Origin of the sequence: Paracoccus sp. pheM1, assembly GCF_018499825.1 — a bacterium.
Taxonomy (GTDB): domain Bacteria; phylum Pseudomonadota; class Alphaproteobacteria; order Rhodobacterales; family Rhodobacteraceae; genus Paracoccus; species Paracoccus versutus.
The window spans coordinates 1,036,660-1,062,181 of sequence record NZ_JAGXCX010000002.1; the positions used below are offsets into that span (position 1 = coordinate 1,036,660).

Annotated in this window: 23 protein-coding genes; 6 read left to right on the plus strand and 17 right to left on the minus strand. The window is 68.9% G+C overall.

The window, feature by feature from the left end; all coding sequences use genetic code 11:
- The first annotated feature begins 54 nt into the window (after positions 1-54).
- The 4 genes from KF941_RS19205 (at position 55) to KF941_RS19220 (ending at position 4,284) form a co-directional block, all read left to right on the plus strand.
- Positions 55-1,194 (plus strand): SPFH domain-containing protein, encoded by a 1,140-nt coding sequence (locus tag KF941_RS19205; protein WP_214274253.1) that lies wholly within the window; start codon positions 55-57, stop codon positions 1,192-1,194.
- 1 nt (position 1,195) lies between these two features.
- Positions 1,196-2,482 carry a zinc ribbon domain-containing protein gene (locus KF941_RS19210; RefSeq protein WP_214274254.1) on the plus strand — a complete coding sequence of 429 codons (1,287 nt, stop codon included), beginning with the start codon at positions 1,196-1,198 and terminating at the stop codon, positions 2,480-2,482.
- Positions 2,483-2,500: 18 nt separating this feature from the next.
- Positions 2,501-3,421, plus strand: a complete 921-nt coding sequence (locus KF941_RS19215; protein ID WP_214274255.1) for a carbohydrate kinase — start codon at positions 2,501-2,503, stop codon at positions 3,419-3,421.
- Positions 3,422-3,603: 182 nt separating this feature from the next.
- Entirely contained in the window at positions 3,604-4,284 is a 681-nt protein-coding gene (locus tag KF941_RS19220) for an exopolysaccharide biosynthesis protein (RefSeq protein ID WP_084197434.1), read from the plus strand.
- A gap of 9 nt (positions 4,285-4,293) precedes the next feature.
- Here the strand turns inward: KF941_RS19220 and KF941_RS19225 are convergent, their stop codons facing one another.
- The 17 genes from KF941_RS19225 to KF941_RS19305 form a co-directional block, all read right to left on the minus strand.
- Positions 4,294-5,019, minus strand: a complete 726-nt coding sequence (locus tag KF941_RS19225) for a GntR family transcriptional regulator (RefSeq protein WP_214274256.1) — start codon at positions 5,017-5,019, stop codon at positions 4,294-4,296.
- A gap of 59 nt (positions 5,020-5,078) precedes the next feature.
- Positions 5,079-6,107 carry a Gfo/Idh/MocA family oxidoreductase gene (locus KF941_RS19230; RefSeq protein WP_214274257.1) on the minus strand — a complete coding sequence of 343 codons (1,029 nt, stop codon included), beginning with the start codon at positions 6,105-6,107 and terminating at the stop codon, positions 5,079-5,081.
- A complete protein-coding gene (locus KF941_RS19235; protein WP_214274258.1) occupies positions 6,104-6,844 on the minus strand; it encodes an SDR family oxidoreductase in 741 nt (246 codons plus the stop codon). The genes KF941_RS19230 and KF941_RS19235 overlap by 4 nt, the downstream gene beginning before the upstream one ends.
- A gap of 14 nt (positions 6,845-6,858) precedes the next feature.
- Positions 6,859-8,172, minus strand: a complete 1,314-nt coding sequence (locus KF941_RS19240; protein WP_036760509.1) for a TRAP transporter large permease subunit — start codon at positions 8,170-8,172, stop codon at positions 6,859-6,861.
- 4 nt (positions 8,173-8,176) lie between these two features.
- Positions 8,177-8,692 carry a TRAP transporter small permease gene (locus tag KF941_RS19245; RefSeq protein ID WP_052096274.1) on the minus strand — a complete coding sequence of 172 codons (516 nt, stop codon included), beginning with the start codon at positions 8,690-8,692 and terminating at the stop codon, positions 8,177-8,179.
- A 58-nt stretch (positions 8,693-8,750) separates the two neighbouring features.
- The gene (locus KF941_RS19250; RefSeq protein ID WP_036760506.1) at positions 8,751-9,740 is read right to left on the minus strand and encodes a TRAP transporter substrate-binding protein; all 990 of its coding nucleotides are present in this window, start codon (positions 9,738-9,740) and stop codon (positions 8,751-8,753) included.
- A 46-nt stretch (positions 9,741-9,786) separates the two neighbouring features.
- Positions 9,787-11,475 carry a hydantoinase B/oxoprolinase family protein gene (locus KF941_RS19255; RefSeq protein WP_214274259.1) on the minus strand — a complete coding sequence of 563 codons (1,689 nt, stop codon included), beginning with the start codon at positions 11,473-11,475 and terminating at the stop codon, positions 9,787-9,789.
- Positions 11,468-13,528 (minus strand): hydantoinase/oxoprolinase family protein, encoded by a 2,061-nt coding sequence (locus KF941_RS19260; RefSeq protein ID WP_214274260.1) that lies wholly within the window; start codon positions 13,526-13,528, stop codon positions 11,468-11,470. Before KF941_RS19260 ends, KF941_RS19255 begins: the two co-directional genes overlap by 8 nt.
- A gap of 254 nt (positions 13,529-13,782) precedes the next feature.
- Positions 13,783-14,670, minus strand: coding sequence for a LysR family transcriptional regulator (locus KF941_RS19265; RefSeq protein WP_214274261.1), 888 nt, complete (start codon positions 14,668-14,670; stop codon positions 13,783-13,785).
- A gap of 151 nt (positions 14,671-14,821) precedes the next feature.
- The gene (purU, locus tag KF941_RS19270; RefSeq protein WP_214272728.1) at positions 14,822-15,706 is read right to left on the minus strand and encodes a formyltetrahydrofolate deformylase; all 885 of its coding nucleotides are present in this window, start codon (positions 15,704-15,706) and stop codon (positions 14,822-14,824) included.
- A gap of 132 nt (positions 15,707-15,838) precedes the next feature.
- The gene (gene folD, locus KF941_RS19275) at positions 15,839-16,744 is read right to left on the minus strand and encodes a bifunctional methylenetetrahydrofolate dehydrogenase/methenyltetrahydrofolate cyclohydrolase FolD (protein WP_214272729.1); all 906 of its coding nucleotides are present in this window, start codon (positions 16,742-16,744) and stop codon (positions 15,839-15,841) included.
- 73 nt (positions 16,745-16,817) lie between these two features.
- Entirely contained in the window at positions 16,818-17,249 is a 432-nt protein-coding gene (locus KF941_RS19280; RefSeq protein WP_114537313.1) for a RidA family protein, read from the minus strand.
- Positions 17,246-18,463 carry a pyridoxal phosphate-dependent aminotransferase gene (locus tag KF941_RS19285; RefSeq protein WP_214274262.1) on the minus strand — a complete coding sequence of 406 codons (1,218 nt, stop codon included), beginning with the start codon at positions 18,461-18,463 and terminating at the stop codon, positions 17,246-17,248. The genes KF941_RS19280 and KF941_RS19285 overlap by 4 nt, the downstream gene beginning before the upstream one ends.
- Before the next feature lie 88 nt (positions 18,464-18,551).
- Positions 18,552-19,142, minus strand: coding sequence for a sarcosine oxidase subunit gamma (locus tag KF941_RS19290; protein ID WP_214274263.1), 591 nt, complete (start codon positions 19,140-19,142; stop codon positions 18,552-18,554).
- Positions 19,135-22,068 carry a sarcosine oxidase subunit alpha family protein gene (locus tag KF941_RS19295; RefSeq protein WP_214274264.1) on the minus strand — a complete coding sequence of 978 codons (2,934 nt, stop codon included), beginning with the start codon at positions 22,066-22,068 and terminating at the stop codon, positions 19,135-19,137. The genes KF941_RS19290 and KF941_RS19295 overlap by 8 nt, the downstream gene beginning before the upstream one ends.
- Positions 22,065-22,349, minus strand: a complete 285-nt coding sequence (locus KF941_RS19300; protein WP_116220442.1) for a sarcosine oxidase subunit delta — start codon at positions 22,347-22,349, stop codon at positions 22,065-22,067. Before KF941_RS19300 ends, KF941_RS19295 begins: the two co-directional genes overlap by 4 nt.
- A gap of 9 nt (positions 22,350-22,358) precedes the next feature.
- Positions 22,359-23,609, minus strand: coding sequence for a sarcosine oxidase subunit beta family protein (locus KF941_RS19305; protein ID WP_214274265.1), 1,251 nt, complete (start codon positions 23,607-23,609; stop codon positions 22,359-22,361).
- A gap of 113 nt (positions 23,610-23,722) precedes the next feature.
- Here KF941_RS19305 and KF941_RS19310 point away from each other — a divergent pair, with 113 nt between their 5' ends.
- Positions 23,723-24,754: a GlxA family transcriptional regulator gene (locus KF941_RS19310; protein ID WP_240540494.1), complete on the plus strand. Its 1,032-nt coding sequence runs from the start codon at positions 23,723-23,725 to the stop codon at positions 24,752-24,754.
- On the plus strand, positions 24,721-25,518 hold the full coding sequence (locus tag KF941_RS28410; RefSeq protein WP_214274266.1) for a response regulator: 798 nt from the start codon (positions 24,721-24,723) through the stop codon (positions 25,516-25,518). Before KF941_RS19310 ends, KF941_RS28410 begins: the two co-directional genes overlap by 34 nt.
- Positions 25,519-25,522: the final 4 nt, after the last annotated feature.

The window sequence follows — 25,522 nt, forward strand, 5'->3', positions numbered from 1 at the left end:
CGGCTGCGGGTCACTATCGCGGGCAAGCGTCCCGCAGAGCGAAAGGCAGCCCCCATGAGCATCTTCGACATCCTCGGCGGCGAGTTCATCGAGATCATCGAATGGACCGACGACTCGCGCGACACCATGGTCTATCGCTACCCGACCGTCGGCAAGGCGATCAAATACGGCGCCAAGCTGACCGTGCGCGAGGGCCAGGCCGCCGTCTTCATCCATGAAGGCCAGCTGGCCGACGTGTTCCAGCCCGGCCTCTACATGCTGGAGACCAACAACCTGCCGGTCCTGACCCGGCTGCAGCACTGGGACCACGGCTTTCGCAGCCCGTTCAAGTCCGAGGTCTATTTCGTCAACACCACCCGCTTCAACGACCTGAAATGGGGCACCAAGAACCCGGTGATCGCGCGCGACCCGGAATTCGGCCCGGTGCGCATCCGCGCCTTCGGCACCTATTCCATGCGCGTGACCGACCCCGGCCGCTTCATGACCGAGATCGTCGGCACCGACGGCGAATTCACCCGCGACGAGATCAGCTTCCAGCTGCGCAACATCATCGTGCAGGAGTTTTCGCGCATGGTCGCCGGCTCGGGCATCCCGGTCCTCGACATGGCGGCGAACACCGGCGACCTGGGCCAGATGGTCGCCAAGGCGATCAGCCCGACCGTCGCCGCCTATGGCCTGACCATCCCGGAATTCTACATCGAGAACATCAGCCTGCCCGACGAGGTGGAACGGATGCTCGACAAGCGCACCTCGATGGGCATCGTCGGCGACCTGAACCGCTTTGGCCAATATGCCGCGTCCGAGGGGATGCTGAACGCCTCGAACCAGCCGGGCGGCATGGGCGCGGGCATCGGCGCCGGCCTGGGTGCGGGAATGGGCGCGGGGCTGGGCGCCGCCATGGCGCAGCGCGGCCCCTGGGGCGCCGTGCCGCAGCAGCAGGCGCCCCAACAGGCCCCGCAAACCCCACCGCCGCTGCACCACCCCGAGACGGTCTGGCACATCGCCGTGAACGGCCAGGCCGACGGCCCCTATGGCCGCGCCCATCTCGGCCGCCTGGTGCGCGAGGGGGCCTTCACCCGCGAGACGCTGGTCTGGACCCCCGGCCAGGACGGCTGGAAACCGGCCGAGGAGGTCGCCGAACTCGCCCAGCTCTTCACCGTCGCGCCGCCGCCCCCGCCGCTGCCCAAGGGCTGAGATGCCGACACCCCCCTCGGAATACCGCTATCCTTGCGAGAATTGCGGCGCGAGCCTGGAATTCTCGCCCGGCCAGCAGGGGCTGGTCTGCCCCTATTGCGGGCATAAGCAGCATATCGGCCCCGGCCCCGCCCGCGCGCCCGCCCGCCAGGCGCAACAGGGGCCATGGGGCGAAAGCGCCATCCTGCTGGACCCGGCAACCGGGCGGGCGCTGCAATGGGACGGCGGGCACAAGGCGCCGCAATTGCAGGAACTGCCGCTGGAACACGGGCTGTCGCTGGACCAGCACAGCGACCTGACCGAGACGGTGCGCACCCTCTCCTGCCCGAACTGCGGCGCCAAGGTGGAAATCACCAGCGACCGCCACGCCTCGGCCTGCCCGTTCTGCGCCACGGCCGTCGTGACCGACACCGGCACCACCCGCCTGATCAAGCCGCAGGGCCTGCTGCCCTTCGTCATCACCGAGGCGCAGGCCAAGACCGCGCTCGAGGACTGGCTGCGCGGGCTCTGGTTCGCCCCCTCGGGCCTGACCGCCTATGCCCGGCGCGGCAAGAAGATGAGCGGGGTCTATTCGCCCTTCTGGACCTTCGACGCCGACACCGCCTCGCGCTACAGCGGCGCGCGCGGCGACTGGTATTACGAAACCGTCTACGTCACGCAGATGGTGGACGGCCGCCAGCAGCGCGTGGCCCGGCAGGTGCGCAAGACGCGCTGGACCCCGGTCTCGGGCCAGGTGGCGCGGAATTTCGACGACGTGCTGGTCTTGGCCTCAGGCTCGCTGCCGCGCCGGATCACCGATGCGCTGACGCCCTGGGATCTGTCGCACTTGGTGCCCTACCAGCCCGAATACCTCGCCGGCTTCCTGGCCGAGGGCTATACGATCCCGCTCGGCTCGGGCCATGACATCGCCCGGCAGGAAATGGCCGGGGTCATCGCCATGGACGTGCGCCGCGCCATCGGCGGCAACGAACAGCGCATCACCGGCATCGAGACCCGCTACGGTGACGAAACCTTCAAGCATATCCTGCTGCCGGTCTGGACCGCCGCCTATCGCTACAACGGCAAGAGCTACCGCTTCGTCGTCAACGGCCAGTCCGGCCGGGTGCAGGGCGAACGGCCCTGGTCGGCCTGGAAGATCGCCTTCGCCGTCCTGCTGGCGCTGGCCCTGCTGCTCGCCGCGCTGTGGCTGAACGAGCGGGGCGGTTTCATCCGCATCGGCGCGGCGCCGGTCACGCAGGATATTTCCATCGCCGGCAGTTACCGCTATCAGGAGGCAGGAGCGGGCTGACGAAGGAAGGGAGAGGCTATGATCCTTTGCGCCGGGGAATCGCTGATCGACATGGTGCCCGAGGGCGCCGGCTACCGTCCCCTGCCGGGGGGCGCGGTCTACAACACCGCCATCGCGCTTGGCCGCATGGGCATCGACACGGGCTATCTCTGGCCGATCTCGCGCGACAGCTTCGGCGAGATGCTGCTGCGCCCGCTGGCCGAGGCCGGGGTGGATACCGGGCTTTGCCCGCGCAGCGACCGGCTGACCACGCTGGCCTTCGTGACCCTGACCGGGGGCGAGGCGCGCTATTCCTTCTACGACGAGGGCTCGGCAGGACGCATGTTCGCCCCCGATGATCTGCCCCAGATCCCCGATACGGTCTCGGCGCTGTTCATCGGCGGCATCAGCCTGGTGCCCGACCCCTGCGGCGCCGCCGTCGAGGCGCTGGCGGAGCGCGTCCGCCACCGCATCCCGGTGATGCTGGACCCGAACATCCGCCCCTTCTTCATCGCCGACGAGGCGGCCTATCGCGCCCGGCTCGACCGGCTCATCGCCATGGCCGACCTGGTCAAGCTTTCGGGCGACGACCTGGAATGGCTGATGCCCGGCGCAAGCTTCGAGGAAGCCGCCGCCGCCATCCTTTCCCGCGGGCCGCGGGTGGTCTTCCAGACCGGCGGCTCGGCCGGGGCGCGGGCGCATTGGTCGGGCGCGCCGCTGGCCGCCCAGGCGGTCCGGGTCGAGGTCGCCGACACCATCGGCGCCGGCGACACCTTCAACGCCGGGGTGCTGGCCGCGCTGGACCGCGCCGGCGTGCTGACGCGCAAGGGGCTGGAGGCGCTGGCGCCGGAATCCATCGCCCAGGCGCTGGCGCTCGGCACCCGCGCGGCGGCGATCACCGTCTCGCGTCCCGGCGCCAACCCGCCCTGGGCGCATGAACTGGCCGCCCTGCCGGGCTGAAGGGCGCGGGCACCCGCATCTTCTCTGTTGCCCAAATACCCGAACGCCAAGGCGGCAACCCCTGGCTGCCGCGCGCCTCGGGAAGCCGCCTGGCAAGCGGACGAAAGGCATTTCCGCCTTGAAACCCCAGCCGCCCGACCCAAGATAGAACCACCGAACCGCGGCAACCGTCAGGAGACAGAATGCCTGCGCCAGGCGAAAGCCCGCCCACCGGCGATCCCGGTCCGGCGGCAGGGGACCGAGGCCCGCGGCCGGGGCACGGCCCGCCCCGGCGGCGCCAGCATCTTTCGGACGTGCTGACCCGGATCGCCGGCGACGCCGGCCGCGACCGGATCAGCGTCACCGACCTGCTGGTCCTGCTCGAGGGGCGGGCGACGGCAGGGCTGCTGCTGCTTTTCGCCTTTCCCAACATCCTGCCCATGCCGCCGGGCACCTCGGGCATCCTGGGCCTGCCGCTGGTCTATCTGTCCTTCCAGATGATGCTGGGCCAGCGGCCCTGGCTGCCGCGCTTCATCGCCCAGCGATCGCTGCCGCGCACGGAATTCGCGGCGATCCTATCGCGCAGCGCGCCCTTTCTGGTCCGGGCGGAAAGGCTGCTCTCGCCCCGCATCCCGCCGCTGTCCGCGCCGCTGGCGGTGCGGCTGGCGGGCGGGCTGTGCCTGGGGCTGTCGGTCGTGCTGCTGCTGCCGATCCCGCTGGGCAACATGCTGCCGGCGCTGGCCATCGCCATCCTCGCGCTTGGCGTGCTGGAACGGGACGGGCTGTGGATCATCGCCGGCAGCCTGCTTGCGGTCCTGGCCTTCGCGCTCATCTGGGGCGTGATCTGGGCCTTCCTCCGCGGCCTGGCCCTGCTGCTTGCCTGAACCGCGCGCTCAGGACAGCCCGGCCGTCAGGTCCAGGCCCTCCACGGCGGGGTCGATGCGGAACAGCACCTTCTCGACGCGGTTGCGGGTCAGGACGTAATGGTCCACCGCAAGCCGGTCGGCCAGCTCGATGTCGCAAGCCTGGATCGCGGCATACAGGGCGCGGTGCTGGCGCTCGGTTTCCGCCAGATGCGCCGCCAGTTCTTCCTTGGTGGTCGGGTTCAGGTATTCCACCGTGCTGACCTGGGCAAAGCAGGCGCGTGCCAGGCGAATGGTGCCCAGCAGCGCATTGTCGTAGAAGGCCGAGAAATAGCGGTTATGCGCCGCGCGCGAGATCGCCAGGTGGAATTGCAGGTTCGCCTCGGACCGCTCGACGCCGTTCGACACGTCCTTGCTGCGCTCAAAGGCCAGCATGGTCTTTTTGATCGCGGCCAGGTCGTCGTCGGTGCGGTGTTCGGCCGCCAGGCGATGGATCAGCCGGCTCGACACCAGCAGCGCGTCGTAAAGCTTGGGCACCTCGTCGAAATCCATCGTCGCGACGATGGCCTTGCGGCCGTGGCGCTGGACCAGCCCGTCCGAGATCAGCTGGATGATGGCCTCGCGCACCGGCGTGCGCGACACCTCCATCTGCTCGGCAAGGTCGGCCTCGTCCAGCACCAGCCCCGGCCGCAGTTCAAGCCTCAGGATGGCCTCTCGGATCTTCCTGGCGACTTTCTGGCCGTCCCGTTCATCCACGGATCTGTTCATCGTCATCCCGAAATGCGTTCTCTTTCAATGGCCGCGGCCCAGGCGCGTCAGGCCGTGGCATCCGATATGGATGTAGCCGGGCGCGCGACCTGCGTCCACTCCGCATCGGCCGCGGCGGAAATCGCGATGGCCTCCATGGCCGCCACGCCCTGCAGCGCCTGGAGAGGCGAGACCGGATAGGGCCGGTCCGACCGGGCCTTGCGGGCGAAGGCGTCGAGTTCCTGCGCCAGGCTGTCGCAGGGATCGAAGGCCCGCCGCTCCTGCCGGCCCGACAGGTCCGAGGTGATCAGGGTGGCCTGGTCCGGCATCTGCGCCCAGCCCTGCGAGCCAAAGACGTGCAGCCGCCAGAAGCCGGCGGTCGCCATCAGCGTCGAAAGGCTGCCGGTCGCGCCCGATTCGAAATCCAGCATCACGCTGGTCACGTCCTTCAGCTGCGCCGAAACCGCGGCGCGGCGGCTGATGGCCGAGACCCGCCGCACCGGCCCCAGCAGCGCGATCATCGCATCGAGGACATGGATGCCCATCGCGGCCATGCCGCCCGCCGGGTTTTCCCGGTCGTCGCCGCGCCACATCTGGTCGCTATAGTGATAGCCGAAATCGCCGGAAAACGCGCCCTCGACATGCAGGGCCCGCCCCAGCGCACCCGCTTCAAGCTGTCCCGCAAGCGCCTGGAAGGCCGGCAGGAAGCGGCGGTTGAACCCCACGCACAGCGCGACGCCCGCCGCCTGTGCGGCGGCCAGCGCCGCCTCGGCCTCGGCCAGCTCCAGGGTCAGCGGCTTTTCCACGAAGACATGCTTGCCCGCCTGCGCCGCCCGGCGGATCTGCGCGCCGTGCTGGCTGTGCGGCGTGGCCAGGACGACGGCATCGACCTCGCCCTCTTGCAGCAGCGCGTCCAGGCCCGGCAGCAGCGCCAGCCCCTGGTCGCGGCAGAAATCCTGGGCCTTGGCGGGCGAACGGGTGGCGGCATGGGTAAAGCGCAGGGCAGAGGCGGGATTGCCGGCATTGGCCCGGACCAGGTTCTGGCCCCAGCGGCCCAGGCCCACGATCGCCGCGCGCAGGGGTGCGGTTTCCGTCACAGCTTCGCACCCCCGTCGATCACCAGCTGGCTGCCGGTCATGAACCCCGACAGGTCCGAGGCAAGATAGACCGCCAGTTCCGCGATCTCGGCCGGGGTTCCCATGCGGCCCAGCGGCTGGCGGGCGGCAAAGTCGCGGCGCGCGGCGGCACTGTCGGGCATGGCCTCGATCCGCGCGGTCATCGAGGGCGTCTCGACGGCCGAGGGGCAGATGGCGTTGCAGCGGATATTGGCCGAGGCATAGTCGCGGGCGACCGATTTGGTCATGCCGATCACCGCCGCCTTGGTCGCGCCATAGGCAAAGCGGTCCGGCGCCGCCCCGATGGACGAGATGACCGAGGCGACGTTGATGATGCTGCCGCCCTTTTGCGACGCCATCCGCCCGACCGCCGCCCGCATCATCAGAAAGACCGAGGTCGCGTTCAGGTCCAGCGACCTTTGCCAATCCTCGGCCGTGCAGGCTTGCAGGTTGCCGACCGCGACCATGCCGGCGCAGTTGACCTGCACGTCCAGCCGCTCCAGCCCGGCGTGGAAGGCCTCGACTGCCGCCGCATCGGTGACGTCGATGCGGGCGACGCGCAGGCCGGGGTGCCGGGCCGCCAGTTCCGCCAGCCCCCGTTCGTCGCGGTCGAGCGCATGGACCCTTGCCCCCTCGCGCAGATAGGCAAGCGCGGTTTCCCGGCCGATGCCCGATGCCGCGCCCGTCACCACGCAGACCTTGTTCTCCAGTCGTCCCATTTCCTTGCCTCGCCTCATTTCTGGAACAGGTAGTCGGGCAGCCACAGCACGATCTCGGGGAAGACGGTGATCAGGACGACGCCGAAGCACATCAGGAAAAAGAACGGCACGCAGGCGACGATGATCCGCGCGATGGAGGCCTTGGCCAGATCCTGGAGGATGAACAGGTTGAAGCCCACCGGCGGGGTGATCTGCGCCAGTTCCGCCATCAGGATCAGGAAGATGCCGAACCAGATCGGGTCGAAGCCCGCCGCCAGGATCAGCGGCAGCGTGATCGGCAGGCTCATCACCATCATCGAGATGCCTTCCAGGAACATGCCCAGCAGCAGGTAGAACAGCACCAGGATGAAGATCAGCTGATAGGGCGACAGCGCCAGCCCGTCGATCACCGCGGCGATGTTGTGGGGCACGTGCATGAAGCCCATGGCGGTGGACATGAAGGCCGCGCCGATCATGATGGCCGAGATCATGCAGCTGGTATGGACCGAAGCCTTGAGGCTGGCGATGAACGTCCCCCACGACAGCTGCCAGGTGCAGGCCGCATAGACCAGCGTCACCGCCACCCCGATCGCCGCCGTTTCCGAAGGCGTGGCCAGGCCGGAATAGATCGCGCCCAGCACCACGCCGATCAGGATGCCGATCGGGGCCAGGTTGGCGATGCCGACCAGCATCTCGCGCAAGGTCGGGGCGGTGGTGTCGGCGGGCGCCACCGCCGGCCGGATCAGGCTGTAGATGATGACATAGACCGAATAGATCCCGGCGATCATCAGGCCGGGGATCAGCCCCGCCGCGAACAGCCGCGAGATCGAGACCTCGGCCAGCACGCCATAGACGATCATCATGATCGAGGGCGGGATCAGCAGGCCCAGGCTGCCCGCCCCGGCCAGCGAGCCATAGGAAAGCGCGCTGGAATAGCCGCGTTTCTTCAGCTCGGGGATGGTGATCTTGCCGACCGTGGCGGTGGTCGCCGCGCTCGAGCCGCAGATGGCGGCAAAGACGGCCGAGCCGAAGATGTTGGTGTGCAGCATCCGGCCGGGCAGGTAATAGGTCAGCGGCGACAGCCCGCGGAACAGCCGGGTCGAGACGTCGGTGCGCAGGATGATCTCTCCCATCCAGATGAACATCGGGATGGCCGACAGCTCCCATGCGGTCGAGCTGCGGATGACCAGCGGCGCCAGGATGGTGCCGATGCGGTGGACGGGCATGTCGATGAACAGCGCCAGGCCCAGGGTGCTGACGACAAGCAACCCGGCAAAGACCCAGACGCCGATCCCCAGGAAAAAGATGACGAGGGCAAGGACACCGAAGGCGACGATCAGGGATTCCATTGGTTCATTCTCCCTCGATATGCTCTTCGGGGACGCCGTGGATCACGGTGTCGAGCGCGGATGCGACCAGCTGGATCAGGAAGATGACCAGCCCGGCGAAGATCGCCGCGGCGATATACCAGGTCGGCGTCGCCGTCAGGCCGGGGCTGACCGAGCCGCGCAGGAAGTCGCGCACCAGGATCAGCCAGATATAGCGGGCCATGAAGGCGAACATCGCGAAGGTCGTCGCGACGCAGAACAATTCGACCGCGATGGCGGCCCGGCCGCGCAGGAAGCGGCGCAGCAGGCTGACGCGCACGTGCTTGCGGCTCATGAAGGTGTGGCCCATCGCCAGGAAGGCCATCGCCCCGGTCGCATAGCCGACATATTCGCCCATCGAGTTGGTCGAGCTGGCGAAGAAGTTGCGCAGGATGATTTCAAGGATGATGTGGACGACGATATAGACCAGAAGCGCGGCCGAAACCGCTATCCCGGCACCCGAGCAGATTTCCGATATGCGAATGACCGCACGCGAAAGCATGTTTCCGACCTCATGATGATTGCGATGGGGGCGCGCAATCCCTGCGCGCCCTGCCGGGTCACGAACCGCGCTTCGCGGCGTATTCGTCCAGGATCTGCTGGCCGACGGGGCCGACGGCCTTCAGCCATTCGTCATAGACCTCCTGGCCGGACTGGCGCAGGAACTCCAGGAATTCGGGCGGCACGTCGGTGGTGATGGCGACGCCGTTGGCGCGCATCTCCTCGAAATTCTGCGCCACGCGCTTTTCCAGGTCGGCCCAGGCCGCATCGCTGGCCTTTTCGGCGGCATCGCGGATGATGGCCTGCTGTTCCGGGGTCAGGCTGTCGTAGATGTCCTTGTTCATATGCGTCATGTTCAGCGCCATCGAATAGTTCACCGCGGTGAAGTTATCGAGGAACTCCCAGAACTTGGAACTGGCGCCGCCATCCGCCGAGGTCAGCACCGAGTTGATGCTGCCCGCGGCAAGCTGCGGGACGGTGTCGGCCCAGCTGATCTGGACGGCGGTCGAGCCGGCATTGGACAGGGTGCGCACGCCGCTGGCATCCCAGCCGCGGATCTTCAGCCCGGCCATGTCGCCCTCGGCGGTGATCGGCGCCTGCGCCCAGATGCCCGAGGGCGGCCAGGGCGTCGCCCAGAGCAGCACCTGGTTGTGCTTTTCGAACACCGCCTCGTAATGCGGGCGCGCGACGTCCCAAAGCAGCTTCGCATCGGCGTTGGTATTGGCGACGAAGGGCAGGGACGACAGCAGGAACAGCGGCTCGATGCCCGACAGCGAGGTGGTGATGGTATCGGCCATGTCCAGCGCGCCGTCGCCCACCGCGTCGAACTGGTCCACCGACTTGTAGCCGATCGAGCCGCCGTAATGGCCGGTGATCTTGATGTCCCCGCCCGAGGCTTCGTGGACCGCCTCGATGAACACCTTGTCCGCCTGGCCCATGATGGTGCTTTCGCCGTATTCGTTGGCAAGATCCCAGGAATGGCTTTGCGCCAAGGCGGCGCCCGACAGGGCCACCAGGGAAAATGCCGCGCTCAGGATTCTGTTTTGCATTTGTTTTTCCTCTCTGTTGAACTGCGGGCCGCGCCGGGCCCTGGCCCTAGGCGACCTTTTGCGGCGCGTAATGCGCGGCCACGAAATCCGCGGTGAACTTGCCCGAGGCCAGATCCTCGCGGATCGCTTCGGGCGTCCGCTCGCGCGGGTCGCCATAGCCGCCGGCGCCGGGGGTCTCGATGACGACCACGGTTTCGTCGGTGACGAAGATGCCGGTGATCTTCGAGGGCAGATCCCTGGACGAGCCGTCGTCGTTGCGCAGGCGGAACTGGCCCGTCGCGCCCGGCATGCCGCCGAAGATGCCCCAGGGCCGGTGGCGAAAGCGGTCGCCGACGCCGTTGAACTCGCAAAGATGGCCGATGGGGCGGATGGCGCGGCGGATGCCCATGCCGCCGCGGTGCTTGCCCGCGCCCCCGGAATCGGTGATCAGCGAATATTCCTCGACGCGCAGCGGGTATTCCAGCTCGATCGCCTCGACCGGCAGGTTGGCGGTGTTGGTGATATGGACCTGGACGCCGTCCTTGCCGTCCTTGGCCGCGCGCGCGCCCATGCCGCCGCCAAGCGTTTCCAGGTAGACATAGGAATGGCCGGTCTGCGGATCGGTGCCGGCAAAGACCGCGCTGGTATTGGCGCCGTTGGCCGCGCCGATGACGCGGCCGGGCAGCGCCTCGGCAAAGGCGCCCAGCACCACGTCCACCACGCGCTGGCAGGAATTGGCGCGCATGGCGACGCCCGCGGGATGGGCGCAGTTCACGAAACTGCCCGGCTCGGCCCGGATCTCGATCGCGTCGAAGATGCCCTGGTTGTTCGGCACCTCGGGGTCCAGCAGCGCCTTGAGCGCATAGCAGACCGCCGATTTCGTGGTGTTCAGCGTCATGTTGAAATTGCCCGGAACCTGCGGCGAGGTGCCGGTGAAGTCGAAGACCACCTTCTCGCCCGCCTTCCTGACGGTCAGGGCGATCCTGACGTCCTCGGTGCCCAGCCCGTCGTCGTCCATGACATCGGCAAAGCTGTATTCGCCGTCCGCCACCCCGGCGATCGCCTTGCGCATCCGCTGGTTGGTGCGGCTGACGATCTCGTCGCACAGGGCCGTCAGGTGGTCGGCGCCATGCCGCGCCACCATCTCGCCGATGCGCTTGACGCCCAGCTTGACCGCCGCGATCTGCGCGTTCAGGTCGCCCAGCCGCTCGTCCGGCAGGCGCATGTTCAGCAGCAGCAGGCGCATGATGTCGTCGCAGCGCTCGCCCTTGCGGAACAGGCGCAGGATCGGGATGCGCAGCCCCTCCTTGTAGATCTCGTTCAGCCCGCCCGACATCGAGCCGACCGAGGCGCCGCCGACGTCGGCATGGTGGACGATATTGGCCACGAAGCCCAGCAGCCGGTCGCCGTCGAAGATCGGCATCGCCATGTTGATGTCGGGCAGGTGCGAGCCGCCCGCGACATGCGGGTCGTTGGCGATGAAGATGTCGCCCGGCGCCAGGCTGCCTTCATATTGCTCCAGGATCAGGCCGATCAGTCCCGACATCGAGGCCAGGTGGATCGGCAGCGCGTTTTCCGCCTGGACGATCAGCCGGCCATTGCGGTCGGCGATGGCGGTCGAATGGTCGTGGCGCTCCTTGATATTGGTCGAGAATGCGCTGCGCATCAGCGTCAGGAAGCATTCGTCGGCGATCGACCGCAGGCTGTTCCAGCTGATTTCGATGGTGATCGGATCCAGCGACAGGGGTTTAGTCATCGTTGCGTTCCATAATCATGTTCATTGCGCCATCAATGCGAAGCGTCCATCCGGGCGGCACCAGCGTCGTGGTGTCGAACTGGGTGATGAGCGCCGGGCCGATGATGCCGACGCCCTCGGCCAGCCCGTCGCGGGCATAGACCGGGGTCGGCACGAAGCCGGTCTGCTCGAACCAGATCTGCTCGGTCGCGGCGGGCTTGGCCTCGCCCGCCGGGCGCGCAGCATCGACCGCCTGCTTGGCGAATTCCATCGTCGCCCGGATGCGGACGTTGACCACCTCGACCGGGGCGTCGGGGTTGCAATGGCCATAGGCCGCCTCGTGCTGGCGGAAGAAGGCCTGCTTCAGCTCTTCGACCGGGGGCAGCGCGGGGGCGTGTCGGCTGGTGCCCAGCTCGACCGGCAATTCGTAGTTCTGCCCGATATAGCGCAGGTCCAGGATGACGGTCTGGCTGCGGCTGACGACATGGGCGGCATCCTCGGCATCGGCGGCCAGCCATTCCTCGGCCTGCGCGCAAAGCCGGCCGATGGCCTCGGCGATGACGGCCAGGTCGCCGTCCAGCGGGCAGCGGCAGGTGGTGACGTAGTTCTCCTGCAGGTCCGAGACGATCAGCCCCTCGGCGCACAGGATGCCCGGCGCGCGCGGGACCAGGATGCGGCGCATGGCCAGGATCTCGGCCACGTCCGCGGCATGCAGGCCCCCCGCGCCGCCAAAGCACATCAGCGTATAGTCGCGCGGATCCTGCCCCTTCTCGATCGAGACCGCGCGGATGGCCCGCGCCATGTTCGAGGCGGCGACGCTGACGATGCCATGCGCGGCCTTCTCCAGCGATACGCCCAGCGGCTCGCTGATCCGGGCGACGGCGGCCCTGGCCAGGTCGGCGTCGATCCTGAAGCCGTCGGCCAGCCGCGCCGGCAGCCGGCCCAGCACCACGTTCGCATCCGAGACCGTGGGCTTGTCGCCGCCGCGCGCATAGCAGGCCGGGCCCGGCACCGCCCCCGCGCTCATCGGGCCGACCTTCAGCAGCCCGTCGGCGCCCAGATGCGCGATCGAGCCGCCGCCGGCGCCGACGGTGTGAATGTCGACCGTGGGCAGGCGGATGCGGAAACCGGCGATGTCGCGCAGGTTCGAGGTGCCGACCTTGCCGCCCTGGATCAGCGCGACGTCGGTGCTGGTTCCGCCGATGTCCAGGGTGATGATGTCCTCGATCCCCGACATGGCCGCGGCCGCCGCCGCACCCACCGCACCCGCGGCCGGCCCGGAAAGCGCCGTGCGCACCGGAAAGCGCGAGGCCAGCTCGATCGACATCAGCCCGCCCGCCGACTGGAAGATGCCCAGGGCGGCCTTGGGCGCCGTCTTCTGGATCGCCGCGCTCAGCCGGTCCATGTAGCGGCTGACCTCGGGTTGCAGGAAGGCGTTGATGACCGTGGTCGAGAAACGCTCGTATTCGCGGAACTCGGGATGCACCTCGCTCGAGATCGAGACGTAGAGGTCGGGATAGGCCCGGCGCAGCGCCGCCGCGATCCGCTCTTCATGCTCCGGGTTCAGGAAGGAGAAGATCAGGCAGACGGCCAGCGATTCCACGTCGCTCATCGGGCCGAGTTCCGCGATGATGGCATCGATCTCGGCATCGGTCAGCGCGACGATCGCCTCGCCGCGGGGGCCGATCCGCTCGCAGACCTCCAGGCGATGCTCGCGCTCGACCAGGGGCGGCGGCGCGTCGGTCTGCAGGTCGTAGATGGCCGGGCGAACCTGGCGGCCGATCTCCAGCAGGTCGCGAAAGCCCTTGGTCGTCACCAGGCCGGTTTTCGGTCCCTTGCGCTGAAGCAGCGCGTTCGTCGCCACCGTGGTGCCATGGGCGAAGCGGACGATGTCCTCGCCGTCGATCCCGGCCTTGTCCTGCAATTCCCGCAACCCGTTCAAGATCGCCTCGGACGGATCATGCGGCGTCGAAGGCCGCTTGTGCAGGACCGATTGCCCCGTCGACAACCGCCGCGCCGAAAAATCGGTGAAGGTTCCGCCGACATCGACCCCGATTACCCAGTCTCCCATCATATGCTCCTGAAATTTCCAATGAATTTCGCGGCGATCCATGCCGGGAAATTCGATTCTTGAAATTCAGTATGCAAATCGGATGCCCTACGTCAAATGATTCCGACGCCTCGCAGGCAAGAAAATCGCGTTTCGGTGTTCAAACTGGATTCTGAATCCCGGCGCGCCGGCCCCTGCCCGTGCGCCGGGCAGAGCGCGCGGAAAACAGCCATGCGTGATGCGAAAAACCCCGAATGCCGGCGCAAGGACCGGGCGGGCTAGCGGGCCGCAGGATCGCCGGAGAAATGGCCCGACACCCATTCCATGAAGCTACGGACCGCGCCGGTTTCCTTGCGCTTCGGGTTGCGGCTCATCGCCAGCACATGCGGCACGGCGACGCCCGGCCCCAGCGGCGCGGTGATGCTGCAGCCGGCCAGCAGCCTTTCGGCATAAGTCGAATAAAGCACCGTCAACCCCGCCCCGGCCGCGGCCAGTTCCAGCGCCGAGACGGCGGTATCGACCCGCAGCAGCGGCAGGCCGGGTGTCCGGCGCAGGCCCATCCCATCCGACCATATGTCCCAGAGCGAGTATTTCCCCTGGATCTCGATCTGCGGGATCTCCTGCAAGGGGGTGCTGCGCGCCGCGGATTCGGCATGCCGGCCGGCGCCGACCAGGACCAGCCGCTCGCTGCACAGGACGATCGCCTCGGGCGCGATCAGCTCCGGCTTTTCAAAGGCGAAGCTGACATCCGCCAGGTCGATGTTCGGATCAGTCCAGATCGAGCTGTTCAGCTGCACGGCGATGCCGGGATGGCCGGCCAGGAATTCGCCAAGCCGCGGCGCCATCCACAGGTTCAGAAACGAGATCGGCGCCGAGACGGTGATGCCCTGCCGTTCGCGGCGCCCCGTCAGCCCCCTGGTCGCCGCCTCGGCCATGTCGAGGGCCTGGGTGATGCCGGGCAGATAGGCCTTTCCGGCAGAGCTGAGTTCCAGGCCGCTCGCCTGGCGCCGAAACAGCGGGCGGCCGAAATACTGCTCGAGCGCCCGCACCCGCTGGCTGATGGCCGCCTGCGTGCAGTTCAGCTCGTCCGCGGCGCGGGTAAAGCTCAGATGCCGCGCCGCCGCCTCGAAGGCCTGGAGATAGACGAGATGGGGAAGTTCGCGCATGACGCCGGCTCATAATTCCTCAGGCGGGCATAACGAATTCGAGGCCAGGCCGCAAATGCGCCGCCTGCCGTGCCTTCCCCGCTGCTTGCCTCCGGCGGGGATATTTGTCCACGGAAGACCGGGGCGGGGGCTGGGGGTGGGGGGCGCTGTTTCACCCCATTCTTTCGGATGCGTAGCTTCCTGGCGAGGCGGGGAAGACCACGGTCTTGTTGCCGTTGAGGAACACCCGGCGGTGGATATGGGCGTGGATGGCGCGGGCCAGGACCTGGCTTTCGACGTCGCGGCCGAGGCTGACGTAGTCCTCGGGCGATTGCGCATGGGTGACCCGGACGGTGTCCTGCTCGATGATCGGGCCCTCGTCGAGGTCGGCGGTCACGTAATGGCTGGTCGCCCCGATCAGCTTCACCCCGCGCTCGAAGGCCTGCTTGTAGGGGTTGGCGCCCTTGAAGCTCGGCAGGAAGGAATGGTGGATGTTGATGATCCGCCCCGACATCTTGCGGCACAATGCATCCGACAGCACCTGCATGTAGCGCGCCAGCACCACCAGCTCGGCCCCCGAATCCTCGACCACCGCCATCAGCTGCGCCTCGGCCTGCGGCTTGTTCTCGCGCGTGACCTTGATGCAGTGGAAGGGGATGTCGTGGTTCACCACCACCTTCTGGTAGTCCATGTGGTTCGAGATCACCGCCACGATCTCGATCGGCAGCGCGCCGATGCGCCAGCGATAGAGCAGGTCGTTCAGGCAATGGCCGAAGCGGCTGACCATGATCACCACCTTCATCTTCTCGGCCTCGTCATGGATGGCATGGTCCATGCCGAAGGGCTCGGCCGGGCCGGCCAGGCCCGCGCGCAGCGCCTCCAGCCCCACGCCCTCCTCCGAGACGAAGCTCACCCGCATGAAGAAGCGCCCGGTCTCGGTATCGTCGAACTGCGAACTGTCGGTGATGTTGCAGCCATGCTCGGCCAGAAAGCCGGCCACGGTGGCGACGATGCCGCGCGTCGAGGGGCAGGCGACCGTCAGCGTGTATTTCTTCATCTGGCTCTCCACTGAAAGGGCAAGCGCCCTGGTTTCTTCCGTGTGCAAATATCCCGGGGGGACGCTCCTGCGGCCCCCTCGAGGGGCCGCAGGAGCGGGGGGGCAGCGCCCCCCGCCGTCCCGCGCCATCCCTCAGGCCGCCGCGCCTTCGGCCCGGCCCGGATCCGGCTCGGGCAGGCCATGCGCCCGGCAGCAGGCCACCAGCGTATTGGCCAGCAGGCAGGCGATGGTCATCGGCCCCACGCCCCCCGGCACCGGGGTGATCGCGCCCGCCACCTGCGCCGCGCCCGCGAAGTCCACGTCGCCGACCAGCCGCGACCGGCCCTCCTCCTCGATGCGGTTGATGCCCACGTCGATCACCGTGGCGCCGGGCTTGATCCACTCGCCCCGGATCATCCGCGCCCGGCCCACCGCCGCCACCAGGATGTCCGCCCGCCGGCAGACCGCCGCCAGCTCGCGGGTGCGGCTGTGGGCGATGGTCACCGTGCAGTTCTCGGCCAGCAAGAGCTGCGCCATCGGCTTGCCCACGATGTTGCTGCGCCCCACCACCACCGCCTCCAGCCCCGACAGATCCCCGAGCGTCTCGCGCAAGAGCATCAGGCAGCCCGAGGGCGTGCAGGGCACCAGCGCCTTCTGCCCGGTCCCCAGCAGCCCCACGTTCAGCGCATGGAACCCGTCCACGTCCTTTCGCGGGTCGATGGCGGCGATCACCGCCCCGGCGTCCATATGCGCGGGCAGCGGCAGCTGCACCAGGATGCCGTGCACGGCCGGGTCGGCATTGAGCCGCGCGACCAGCGCCAGCAGCGCCGCCTGCGGCGTCTCGGCCGCAAGCCGGTGCTCGAAGCTCGCCATCCCCGCCTCGCGCGTCTGGACCGCCTTGTTCCTGACATAGACCTGGCTCGCAGGATCCTCGCCCACCAGAACAACCGCAAGCCCGGGCACCAACCCGTGCCCAGACCGCAGCCGGCCCACAGCCTCGGCAACACGCGCCCGCAACCCGGCCGCAAAGCCCCGCCCGTCGATGATCCTTGCACCCATAAGCCATTCTCCTTCAATGTCCGCAGCCCGCCCCAAGGCAAAAGCCCGGCGCCCACACGCGCGGCGCGGCAGATCAGACCGCCGCCACCATCTGGATTTCGACCGGCGCATTCCCCGGCAGCGTCGCCACGCCCACCGCGCAGCGGCTGCCGATACCACCTGCGCCCAGCTGTTCCTTGAGGAACTGCGAGGCGAAATCGGCAAGCGCGGAATGCGCGGCAAACCCCGCTTCCGCGGCGACATAGACGGTCAGGCTGAGGACGGCCGCCAGATCCTCGCCCGGCGCCAGGGTCGCGCGCGCGGCCCGCAGCGCGTTGCTGCAGGCCAGCACCACCGCCTCGCGCCAGGTTTCCAGCGGCTGGTCCCTGCGGACCGGGCCGCTGAACATCAGCCGGCCGTTCGCGCGCGGGGTCATCCCGGCGGTGAAGATCAGCGATCCGTGCCGCGTTGCCGCGACGTAATCGCCCTGCGGCACCGGGTTGCCCTGTCCGGGAGCCGCGCTCATGCGCGATACCGTTCGACCAGCCCCGCCAGGCGCTCGACCGCGGCCGTCGCCGCCGCATGGTCCTGCGAGAAGTTCAGCCGGATGCTGTCGCCGGAATGCGGGCCGAACTCGGTGCCGGGGGTGACGATGACGCCCGCCTGCAACCGCAGCGCCTTGACGAAATCCGCGTGGGCAATGGCCAGCGCGGGCAGGCTGGGAAACAGGTAGCTGCCGGCCTGCGGCGCGCGGACGAAACACCCCTCGATGCCGCCGAACAGCGCCAGCAGGTCGTCGCGGATCGCCTGGTGGCGGGCGATGCGCTCGGCCATCCAGCCCTCGGGCTCGGCGAACCAGGTCCGCAGCACCGCCTGCGAATAGCCTGCCGCGCGCAGGGACACGATGGCTTGCAGCTTTTCCATGCGGGCGATGACCTGGGTCGAGCCGAAGGCGACCCCCAGCCGATAGCCGCTGAGCGATTCGGTCTTGGACGGGCCCATGATGGTCACGACGTTTTCCGCGTCGATGTCCATGGCGCGCAGATGCGTATAGGAGGCCGAGGGGTAGAGCAGCCGCGAATACAGCTGGTCCACGATCACGGTCGCGCCGTATTGCGCCGCCAGCGCCGCGATCCGGGCGATCTCGTCCTGCGAATAGACCACGCCGGCGGGGTTGTTCGGGTTCGAGAACAGAAACAGCCTTGCCCCGGCGCGGAATGCCGCCTCCAGGCCGTCCAGGTCCAGGCCCGCCTGCCCCGCCGCAGCCTCGCGATAGGCCAGCCGGACTGGAAGCATCTCGCCCTCGAAGAACTCGACCAGCTTGCGGTTGGCGAAGTAGTCGGGCTGGACGATGGCGACCTTGTCGCCCCGCGAAACCGTCGCGGCCACGGCCAGGAACAGCGCGCCCTGCGTGCCGGGGGTGATGATCAGCCCGTCCCGCGCATCGACGGGCGCGCCGGTAAAGCCGGCCAGCCGCGCGCCCACCACTTCGCGGATGCCCAGGTCGCCGCGATATTCGGTATAGGCCTGCGCCCCGCCCAGGGCGACGCCGGCCGAAAACGCCTCGAAGGCGCCGGGCGTCGGCTCATGCGCATCCACGTCGCCATGCGAGAAATCGACCGGGCGGCCCGAGAGCTTGTCCCCCCGCAGGAAGCCCTCGGCGCCCGCCGGGCCTTGCCGGACCTCTTGTCCGGGGGCGTTATCGGTGCCCAACTTGCTGAATTTGCTTTGGATCGACATGGTGGTTTTCCCTTTCCCGCAGCGGGGGTTTGATGTTGCGGGCAGCCTATTGCCTTTGGGTCGATGGTAAAAACTGGCTTTTGTAGAATCAGACGATAGGAAAACCGTCGTCCGGCGCCGCGGCCGCCCCCTGCCGCCGCAGGGTGGTGGCCAGCGCATGCCACAGCGACCCGGCCATGCTGCGCATCCCCAGCACCGCCAGCCGGTCGGGGGCGCGGCGGATCAGGAAGACGCCCATGTGATGCGCCAGGGTCCGGGTGGCGCTGCCGGGGCCGAATCCGTCGGGGTCGATATTGGCCAGCCTTTCCAGCAGCGCCCGGATCGGCGCCTCGCCCCGGTCCGAGACGATCTCGAACGCCGCCCAGCCATCGGTCTGGTCCGTGACCGAGCAGCCCGGCGTCCCGGCGGCCAGCACGGCCGCGAAATCTTCGGCGGCGCGGCCGGGGGCCTCGACCATCCACTGGCCGGGGCCGGTCCAGAAGGCGGCGATGCCCTGCCCCTCGGCCCAACGCCCCGGTCCGGGCAGGGCCAGCCCCAGCGGCGCGGGCTGGGCGGCGCCCCGGCGCAGCGCCAGCGACGCCAGGGCAAGGCCGGCATTCTCGGTGATGCGCAGCGCGCCGAAACGCTGGTCGGCGGGCGTGGCGGCGCCAAGCGCGGTGATCGGGGTCAAGTCAGTCACGCAGGCGCCCTCCTTCGGGGTCGATGAAATGGGGCGAAACGACGCGCAAAGGCACGCTCTGCCCCTGCAGCGGGTTGGCGGCGACGATCACCTCGCCCATGCGGGCGGCGCCGTTTTCCAGAAAGCCCAGGCCGATGGCATGGCCCAGATGCGGCGAATGGCAGGCCGAGCTGATCCAGCCCTGATCGGTCCAGGTGTCCTGCGCCTCGCCCTGGCGGAACAGGTGCGAGCCGGGGACCACCGGCTGCGCCGGATCGACCGGCTGCAAGCCGACCAGCACGCGGGCCTCGGCCAGCATCCCCTCGCGCCGCGACATGACCGCGCCGATGCCATCCTTTTTCGCCGACACCATCCGGCCCATGCCCAGCATCTGCGCGCTGGTCTGGCCGTTCAGCTCGTTGCCGGCGGCATGGCCCTTTTCGATGCGCAGCACTCCCAGCGCCTCGGTGCCATAAGGGGTGGCACCCAGGTCGGCGCCCGCCTCGACCAGCCTTGCCATCAGCGCATCGCCATAGCGCGCCGGCACCGCGATCTCATAGGCCAGCTCGCCCGAGAAGCTGATGCGGAAAAGCCGCGCCCGAAGCCCGCCGCAGACGGTCAGCCCGGCGCAGGCCATGAAGGGAAACGCCTCGTTCGACAGGTCGAACCCGTCCACGATCCGCTCCAGCAGCCGGCGCGCGTTCGGGCCGGCGACGGAAAGCTGCGCCCAGGCGTCGGTGGTCGAGATCAGCTGCACGTCCAGCTCGGGCCACAGGCATTGCCGGGCGAACTCCATGTGGCGATAGACCGGGCCGGCCTGCGCGGTGGTGGTGGTCACGACGTAATGGTCCGCGGCCAGCCGGGCGCAGGTGCCGTCGTCCCAGGCCACGCCGTCCTCGCGCAGCATCAGCCCATAGCGGGTCATCCCGACCCGGAGGCTGGCCATGGCGTTGCAATAGAGCCGGTCCAGGAACGCGCCCGCATCCGCGCCCTGCACGTCCACCTTGCCCAGCGTGGTCACGTCGCAGATGCCGACGCCCTTGCGGGTGGCCAGAACCTCGCGGTCCACGGTCTGGCGCCAATGCGCCTCGCCCGCGCGGGGGAAGTATTGCGCCCGCATCCAGGGCCCGACCTCGACGAAGACCGCGCCCTGGGATTGCGCCCAGGCATGGGTCGGCGTCAGGCGGCGCGGGCGGAAATGCGCGCCGCTGTCGCCGCCGCCCAGCACCGACAGCGAGACCGGCGTATAGGGCGGGCGGAAGATCGTGGTGCCGGTCTGCGCGATCGGCTTGCCGGTCAGCTCCGACATGACCGCAAGCGCGGTGACATTCGCCGTCTTGCCCTGGTCGGTCGCCATCCCCAGCGTGGTCCAGCGCTTCAGATGCTCGACCGGGCGCATGTTTTCCTGATGCGCCAGCGCGATGTCCTTGACCGTCACGTCGTTCTGGAAATCGACCCAGGCCCGGCCCTTGCCCGGCACATGCCAAAGCGGGTGCAGGTTCTGCGCCTGGTCCTCGGCCTGCGGCAGGTCGGGCAGCGGGGCATCCACGTCCAGCTCGGCCAGGGCGCGGCGCGCGGCCTCGGCGCCCGAGCGCAGGGCCTGCGCGGTGCTGCCCCGGCCCTCGGCCGCGCCGGCCGCGATCAGGCCGGCCGGGCCGTCCTTGCCGGGAACGAAGGCGTGCAGCGCGTCGCTCCAGACCGGCCGGCCGCGGTGATGCGAGGCCAGGTGCAGGTTCGGGTTCCACCCGCCCGCCACGCCCAGCGCCCCGCAATCCAGCCATTGGCTGCGGCCATGCTGGCGGACCTCGATCCGGGTCAGGCCCAGCCGGCCCCTGGTGTCGCCGATGACGGCGCCGGCGAACAGCGGATAATCCCCCATCGCCACCGCATCCGCGCGGCTGTCGATGACGCCGGCGATGCCGACCCCCTTGGCCGCCAGGTCGAGCGCGGTGCGATGGCCGTCGTCGTTGTTGGTAAAGACGGCCACCCGCCCGGCCGGACTGACCGCCCAGCGGTTGGCATAGGCCCGCATCGCACCCGCCAGCATGATGCCGGGGCGGTCGTTGTTGGCAAAGGGGATATGGCGCTCGGTCGCGCCCGCCGCCAGGATCGTCCGCCTGGCGGTGATGCGCCAAAGCACCTGGCGCGGCCCGCCCTGGGGTTGCGGCAGGTGGTCGGCCAGCCTTTCGACCGCGCCGTGGACGCCGTGGTCGAATGCCCCGAAGACGGTGGTGCGGCGCATGATGCGCAGGTTCGGCAGGCTGGCCAGCTCCGCCTCGACCCCTGCCACCCATTCGGGGGCGGGCGCGCCGTCCAGCGGATGCGTCTCGGCCAGAAGCCGGCCGCCCAGGCGGAAATCCTCGTCCGCCAGGATGACCCGGACCCCCGCGCGCGCCGCGGTCAGCGCCGCCGCAAGCCCCGCGGCCCCGGCGCCGATCACCAGCAGGTCGCAATGCAGGAAGCCCTTGTCGTATTCGTCGGGGTCGGGCTGCATCGACAGCCGGCCCAGCCCCGCCGCCCGGCGGATCGCGGGCTCGTAGAGCTTTTCCCAGAAGGCGCGCGGCCACATGAAGGTCTTGTAATAGAAGCCCGCCGCGAAAAAGGGCGACAGCCGGTCGTTCACCGCCATCAGGTCGAAACGCAACGAGCCGACGCGGTTCTGGCTGCGCGCCCGAAGCCCGTCGTAAAGCTCGGCCACGGTGGCGCGGGTATTGGGCTCTTGCCGGGCGCCGTCGCGCAGCTCGACCAGCGCGTTCGGTTCCTCGGACCCGGCCGAGATGGGGCCGCGCGGGCGGTGATACTTGAAGCTGCGCCCCATCAGCCGCACCCCGTTGGCCAAGAGCGCCGAGGCCAGCGTATCGCCGGGATGGCCGGAATAGCGGCGCCCGTCGAAGGTAAAGCTCAGGCTGCGCGAGCGGTCGACCAGCCCACCGGACAGCCGGGTCATGCCGCACCGCCTTTCAGCTTGACGTCGCGGGCCAGTTCGGCGCCCAGGATGCGATGCGTCACCGTATCGCGGGTCACGATCAGCCACGAGCGGTCGCCCTGTTCGTGGAACCACAGCTCGCGATGCACCCCGGCCGGGTTGTCGCGCAGATAGATGTATTCGGCAAAGGCCGCCTCGGCGCCCTCGGCCATGCCGTCGGGCCGCGCGATCAGGCGGGCATCGCCCAGATAGGTGAACTCCTGCGCGTCGCGGGGGCCAAGCAGGGGATGGGGGATCAGCATCACATGACCTCAGTGCAGGTTCGGCGTGGGGCCCACGCCCTTTTCGTCGATGACATGGCCGCGCGCGAAACGGTCCAGCCGATAGAAGCGGGCGGTGTCGTGCGGGGTGTCGGTGGCCATGAGATGCGCAAAGGCATAGCCGCTGGCCGGCGTCGCCTTGAAGCCGCCATAGCACCAGCCCGCATTCAGATAGAGCCCCTCGACGGGGGTGCGGTCGATGATCGGGCTGCCGTCCATCGACATGTCCATGATCCCGCCCCAGATCCGCAGCAGCCGCGCCCGCCCGATCATCGGCATCAGCGCCATGCCGCTTTCGGCGACATCCTCGACCACCGGCAGGTTGCCGCGCTGCGCATAGGAGTTGTAGCCGTCGGGATCGCCGCCAAAGACCAGCCCGCCCTTGTCGGACTGGCTGACGTAGAAATGCCCGGCGCCGAAGGTGATGACCCCCGGAATGGTGGGCTTGAGCCCCTCGGACACGAAAGCCTGCAGGACATGGCTTTCGATGGGCAGGCGCAGCCCCGCCGCCGCCATCACCCGGCTGGACGAGCCCGCCACCGCCACCCCCACCTTGCCCGCGGCAATAGGGCCGCGCGAGGTCTCGACCCCGCGGATGCGGCCGCCTTCGATGCGAAAGCCGGTGACTTCGCAGTTCTGGATCAGGTCGACCCCGGCCATGTCGGCGCCGCGGGCATAGCCCCAGGCCACCCCGTCGTGGCGCGCGGTGCCGGCCCGGCGCTGCAGCAGCCCGCCCTTGATCGGAAAGCGGGCGTTGTCGAAATTCAGGAAGGGCGCCATCGCCCGCACCTGCTCGCGGTCCAGCAGTTCCGCATCGGCGCCGGCCAGCAGCATGGCATTGCCGCGCCGGCGATAGGCGTCGCGCTGGCCGTCGCTGTGGAACAGGTTCAGGATGCCGCGCTGGCTGACCATGGCGTTGAAGTTGAACGCCTGCTCCAGCCCCTCCCACAGCTTCATCGAGAACTCGTAGAAGGGCTCGTTGCCCGGCAGCAGGTAGTTCGAGCGGATGATGGTGGTGTTGCGGCCGATATTGCCCGACCCCAGCCAGCCCTTTTCCAGCACCGCGATGCGCGACTGCCGGAAGGTGTTGGCCAGGTAATAGGCCGTCGCCAGCCCATGCCCGCCGCCGCCGACGATGACATAGTCATAGGCCGGCTGCGGATCGGGATTGCGCCACAGGGGCTCCCAGCCCTTGTGACCCCTGATCGCCTCGGCAAATACCCTGAGTGCTGAAAAGCGCACCTTCGACCCCGTATTGACGTTTCGCCGCCAGATTACGGCTTTCCCGCCGCCAGTCTTTATCCAAAGCGGCCATGTTCTTGCCCATATGCGCCAGGGCTGCTATGCGGCGGCGCATGACCCCGCCCGCCTCCATCGGTTTCCTGCTCTTGCCCGGCTATGCGATGATGTCGCTGGCCTCGGCGATCGAGCCGCTGCGGGCGGCCAACCAGCTGGGCCCGCGCCCGCTCTACCGGCTGGATTTCCTTGCCGCCGAAAGCGGGTTCGTCGCCTCATCGGTCGGCGGCGGCTTCAACTGCGCCGCCCTGCGCGAGGCGGCGGCCGACCTGGACCTGCTGTTCGTCGTCGCCGGCGGCAACCCGATGCTGCATGACGATCCGGCGCTGATCCACGGCCTGCGCAACCTTGACCGCCGCGGGGTCCGGCTGGGCGGGATTTCCGGCGGCGCGGCGGTGCTGGCGCGGCATGGGCTGATGGAGGGGCGGCGCTTCACCGTCCATTGGCTGCATATCGAGGAATTGCAGGAACTCGCGCCCGGCCTGCTGATCGAGCGCGCGCTTTATGTCATCGACCGCGACCGCTACACCTGCGCCGGTGGCGTCTCCGCCTTCGACATGATGTGCGCGATGATCGCCAGCCAGCACGGCGCCGCATTCGCGCATGAGGTCAGCGACTGGTTCATCCATTCCCGGATGCGCACCGCCTCCGAGCCGCAGCAGCTTGATCCCGCCCGGCGCTACAACCTGCACCACCCCCGGCTCGAGGCGGCGGTGCGGCTGATGACGACGCATATCGCCGATCCGCTGTCCGCGGCGCAGCTGGCCGGCCTGTCCGGTTGCAGCACCCGGCAGTTGCAGCGCCGCTTTGCCGATCATTTCGGCATGAGCATCTCGGATTTCTATCGCAACCTGCGGTTGGAAAAGGCCGACGAGCTGCTGCGCCATTCCGCCCTGCCGCTGGCCGAGATCGCCCAGCTGACCGGCTTTGCCACCGTGCAGCATTTCTCGCGCTGCTTTGCCCGGCATTTCGGCACGCCCCCCGCGCGGCGCAGGCGGGACGGGACGGTGGGCGGGGGCCTTGCGCCGCCGCCCGCGCCCGCGCAATCTGCAACGCCATGGAAAACCTCAAGCGAAACCTGCCGCCGCTGACCAGCCTCGTCGCCTTCGAGGCGGCCGCCCGGCTGGGCAGCTTTTCCGACGCGGCGCGCGAACTGAACGTCACGCGCGAGGCGGTCAGCCGCCAGATCCGCGCGCTCGAGGCCCATCTGGGCCTGTCGCTTTTCGAGCGCAGCGCCAACAGCACCGTGCTGCGCGACTGGGGCGCGCGCTATTTCGAAACCGTGTCGGGCAACCTGGAAAACATCGCCCTGGCCTCGGTCGCGATCCGCGGCGACGAAAACGACGAGGAACCGCCCGAGCTGCCGATGGAATCCGACCAGGAGCGCATCCTGATCGTGGACGACATGCCGGCCAATATCCGCAGGCTGCACGACGTGCTGCACGGCCGCTACCAGGTCGTCGCCCATACCCGCGCCGAGGACGCGCTGGACTGGCTGCTGGCGGGCGGCGAGGCCGACCTGATCATGCTGGACGTGCGGATGTCGGGAATGGACGGCTATGCGCTGTGCCGCCGGCTCAAGGCGATGCCGCGCCTGGCCAAGGTGCCGGTGATGTTCCTGACCAGCCTGGATGCGCCCGAGGACGAGACCGAGGGCTTTTCGGTCGGCACCTGCGACTATGTCGCCCGGCCCTTTGCCCCGGCGGTGCTGCTGGCGCGGATTCGGGTGCAGCTGGACCTGCGCCGGTCGAACATGGCGCTGGAAAACCTGCTCCAGCGCCGCGCCGACCGGCTGGAGCGGGCCGAGGCGCTGCTGGCCGGCATCCGCCGCAGCCTGGCCGATTTCCAGGGCTGATCGG

What these genes read in the sequence shown, in the direction of transcription:
- KF941_RS19245 (WP_052096274.1), bottom strand. Translation starts at nt 8,692, where the DNA reads ATGCTTTCGCGTGCGGTCATTCGCATATCGGAAATCTGCTCGGGTGCC.
- KF941_RS19220 (WP_084197434.1), top strand. Translation starts at nt 3,604, where the DNA reads ATGCCTGCGCCAGGCGAAAGCCCGCCCACCGGCGATCCCGGTCCGGCG.
- KF941_RS19240 (WP_036760509.1), bottom strand. Translation starts at nt 8,172, where the DNA reads ATGGAATCCCTGATCGTCGCCTTCGGTGTCCTTGCCCTCGTCATCTTT.
- KF941_RS19300 (WP_116220442.1), bottom strand. Translation starts at nt 22,349, where the DNA reads ATGCTGATCCCCCATCCCCTGCTTGGCCCCCGCGACGCGCAGGAGTTC.
- KF941_RS19265 (WP_214274261.1), bottom strand. Translation starts at nt 14,670, where the DNA reads ATGCGCGAACTTCCCCATCTCGTCTATCTCCAGGCCTTCGAGGCGGCG.
- folD (WP_214272729.1), bottom strand. Translation starts at nt 16,744, where the DNA reads ATGGGTGCAAGGATCATCGACGGGCGGGGCTTTGCGGCCGGGTTGCGG.
- KF941_RS19215 (WP_214274255.1), top strand. Translation starts at nt 2,501, where the DNA reads ATGATCCTTTGCGCCGGGGAATCGCTGATCGACATGGTGCCCGAGGGC.
- KF941_RS19235 (WP_214274258.1), bottom strand. Translation starts at nt 6,844, where the DNA reads ATGGGACGACTGGAGAACAAGGTCTGCGTGGTGACGGGCGCGGCATCG.
- KF941_RS19210 (WP_214274254.1), top strand. Translation starts at nt 1,196, where the DNA reads ATGCCGACACCCCCCTCGGAATACCGCTATCCTTGCGAGAATTGCGGC.
- purU (WP_214272728.1), bottom strand. Translation starts at nt 15,706, where the DNA reads ATGAAGAAATACACGCTGACGGTCGCCTGCCCCTCGACGCGCGGCATC.
- KF941_RS19255 (WP_214274259.1), bottom strand. Translation starts at nt 11,475, where the DNA reads ATGACTAAACCCCTGTCGCTGGATCCGATCACCATCGAAATCAGCTGG.
- KF941_RS19280 (WP_114537313.1), bottom strand. Translation starts at nt 17,249, where the DNA reads ATGAGCGCGGCTCCCGGACAGGGCAACCCGGTGCCGCAGGGCGATTAC.
- KF941_RS19295 (WP_214274264.1), bottom strand. Translation starts at nt 22,068, where the DNA reads ATGACCCGGCTGTCCGGTGGGCTGGTCGACCGCTCGCGCAGCCTGAGC.
- KF941_RS19285 (WP_214274262.1), bottom strand. Translation starts at nt 18,463, where the DNA reads ATGTCGATCCAAAGCAAATTCAGCAAGTTGGGCACCGATAACGCCCCC.
- KF941_RS28410 (WP_214274266.1), top strand. Translation starts at nt 24,721, where the DNA reads ATGGAAAACCTCAAGCGAAACCTGCCGCCGCTGACCAGCCTCGTCGCC.
- KF941_RS19260 (WP_214274260.1), bottom strand. Translation starts at nt 13,528, where the DNA reads ATGATGGGAGACTGGGTAATCGGGGTCGATGTCGGCGGAACCTTCACC.
- KF941_RS19310 (WP_240540494.1), top strand. Translation starts at nt 23,723, where the DNA reads ATGACCCCGCCCGCCTCCATCGGTTTCCTGCTCTTGCCCGGCTATGCG.
- KF941_RS19205 (WP_214274253.1), top strand. Translation starts at nt 55, where the DNA reads ATGAGCATCTTCGACATCCTCGGCGGCGAGTTCATCGAGATCATCGAA.
- KF941_RS19250 (WP_036760506.1), bottom strand. Translation starts at nt 9,740, where the DNA reads ATGCAAAACAGAATCCTGAGCGCGGCATTTTCCCTGGTGGCCCTGTCG.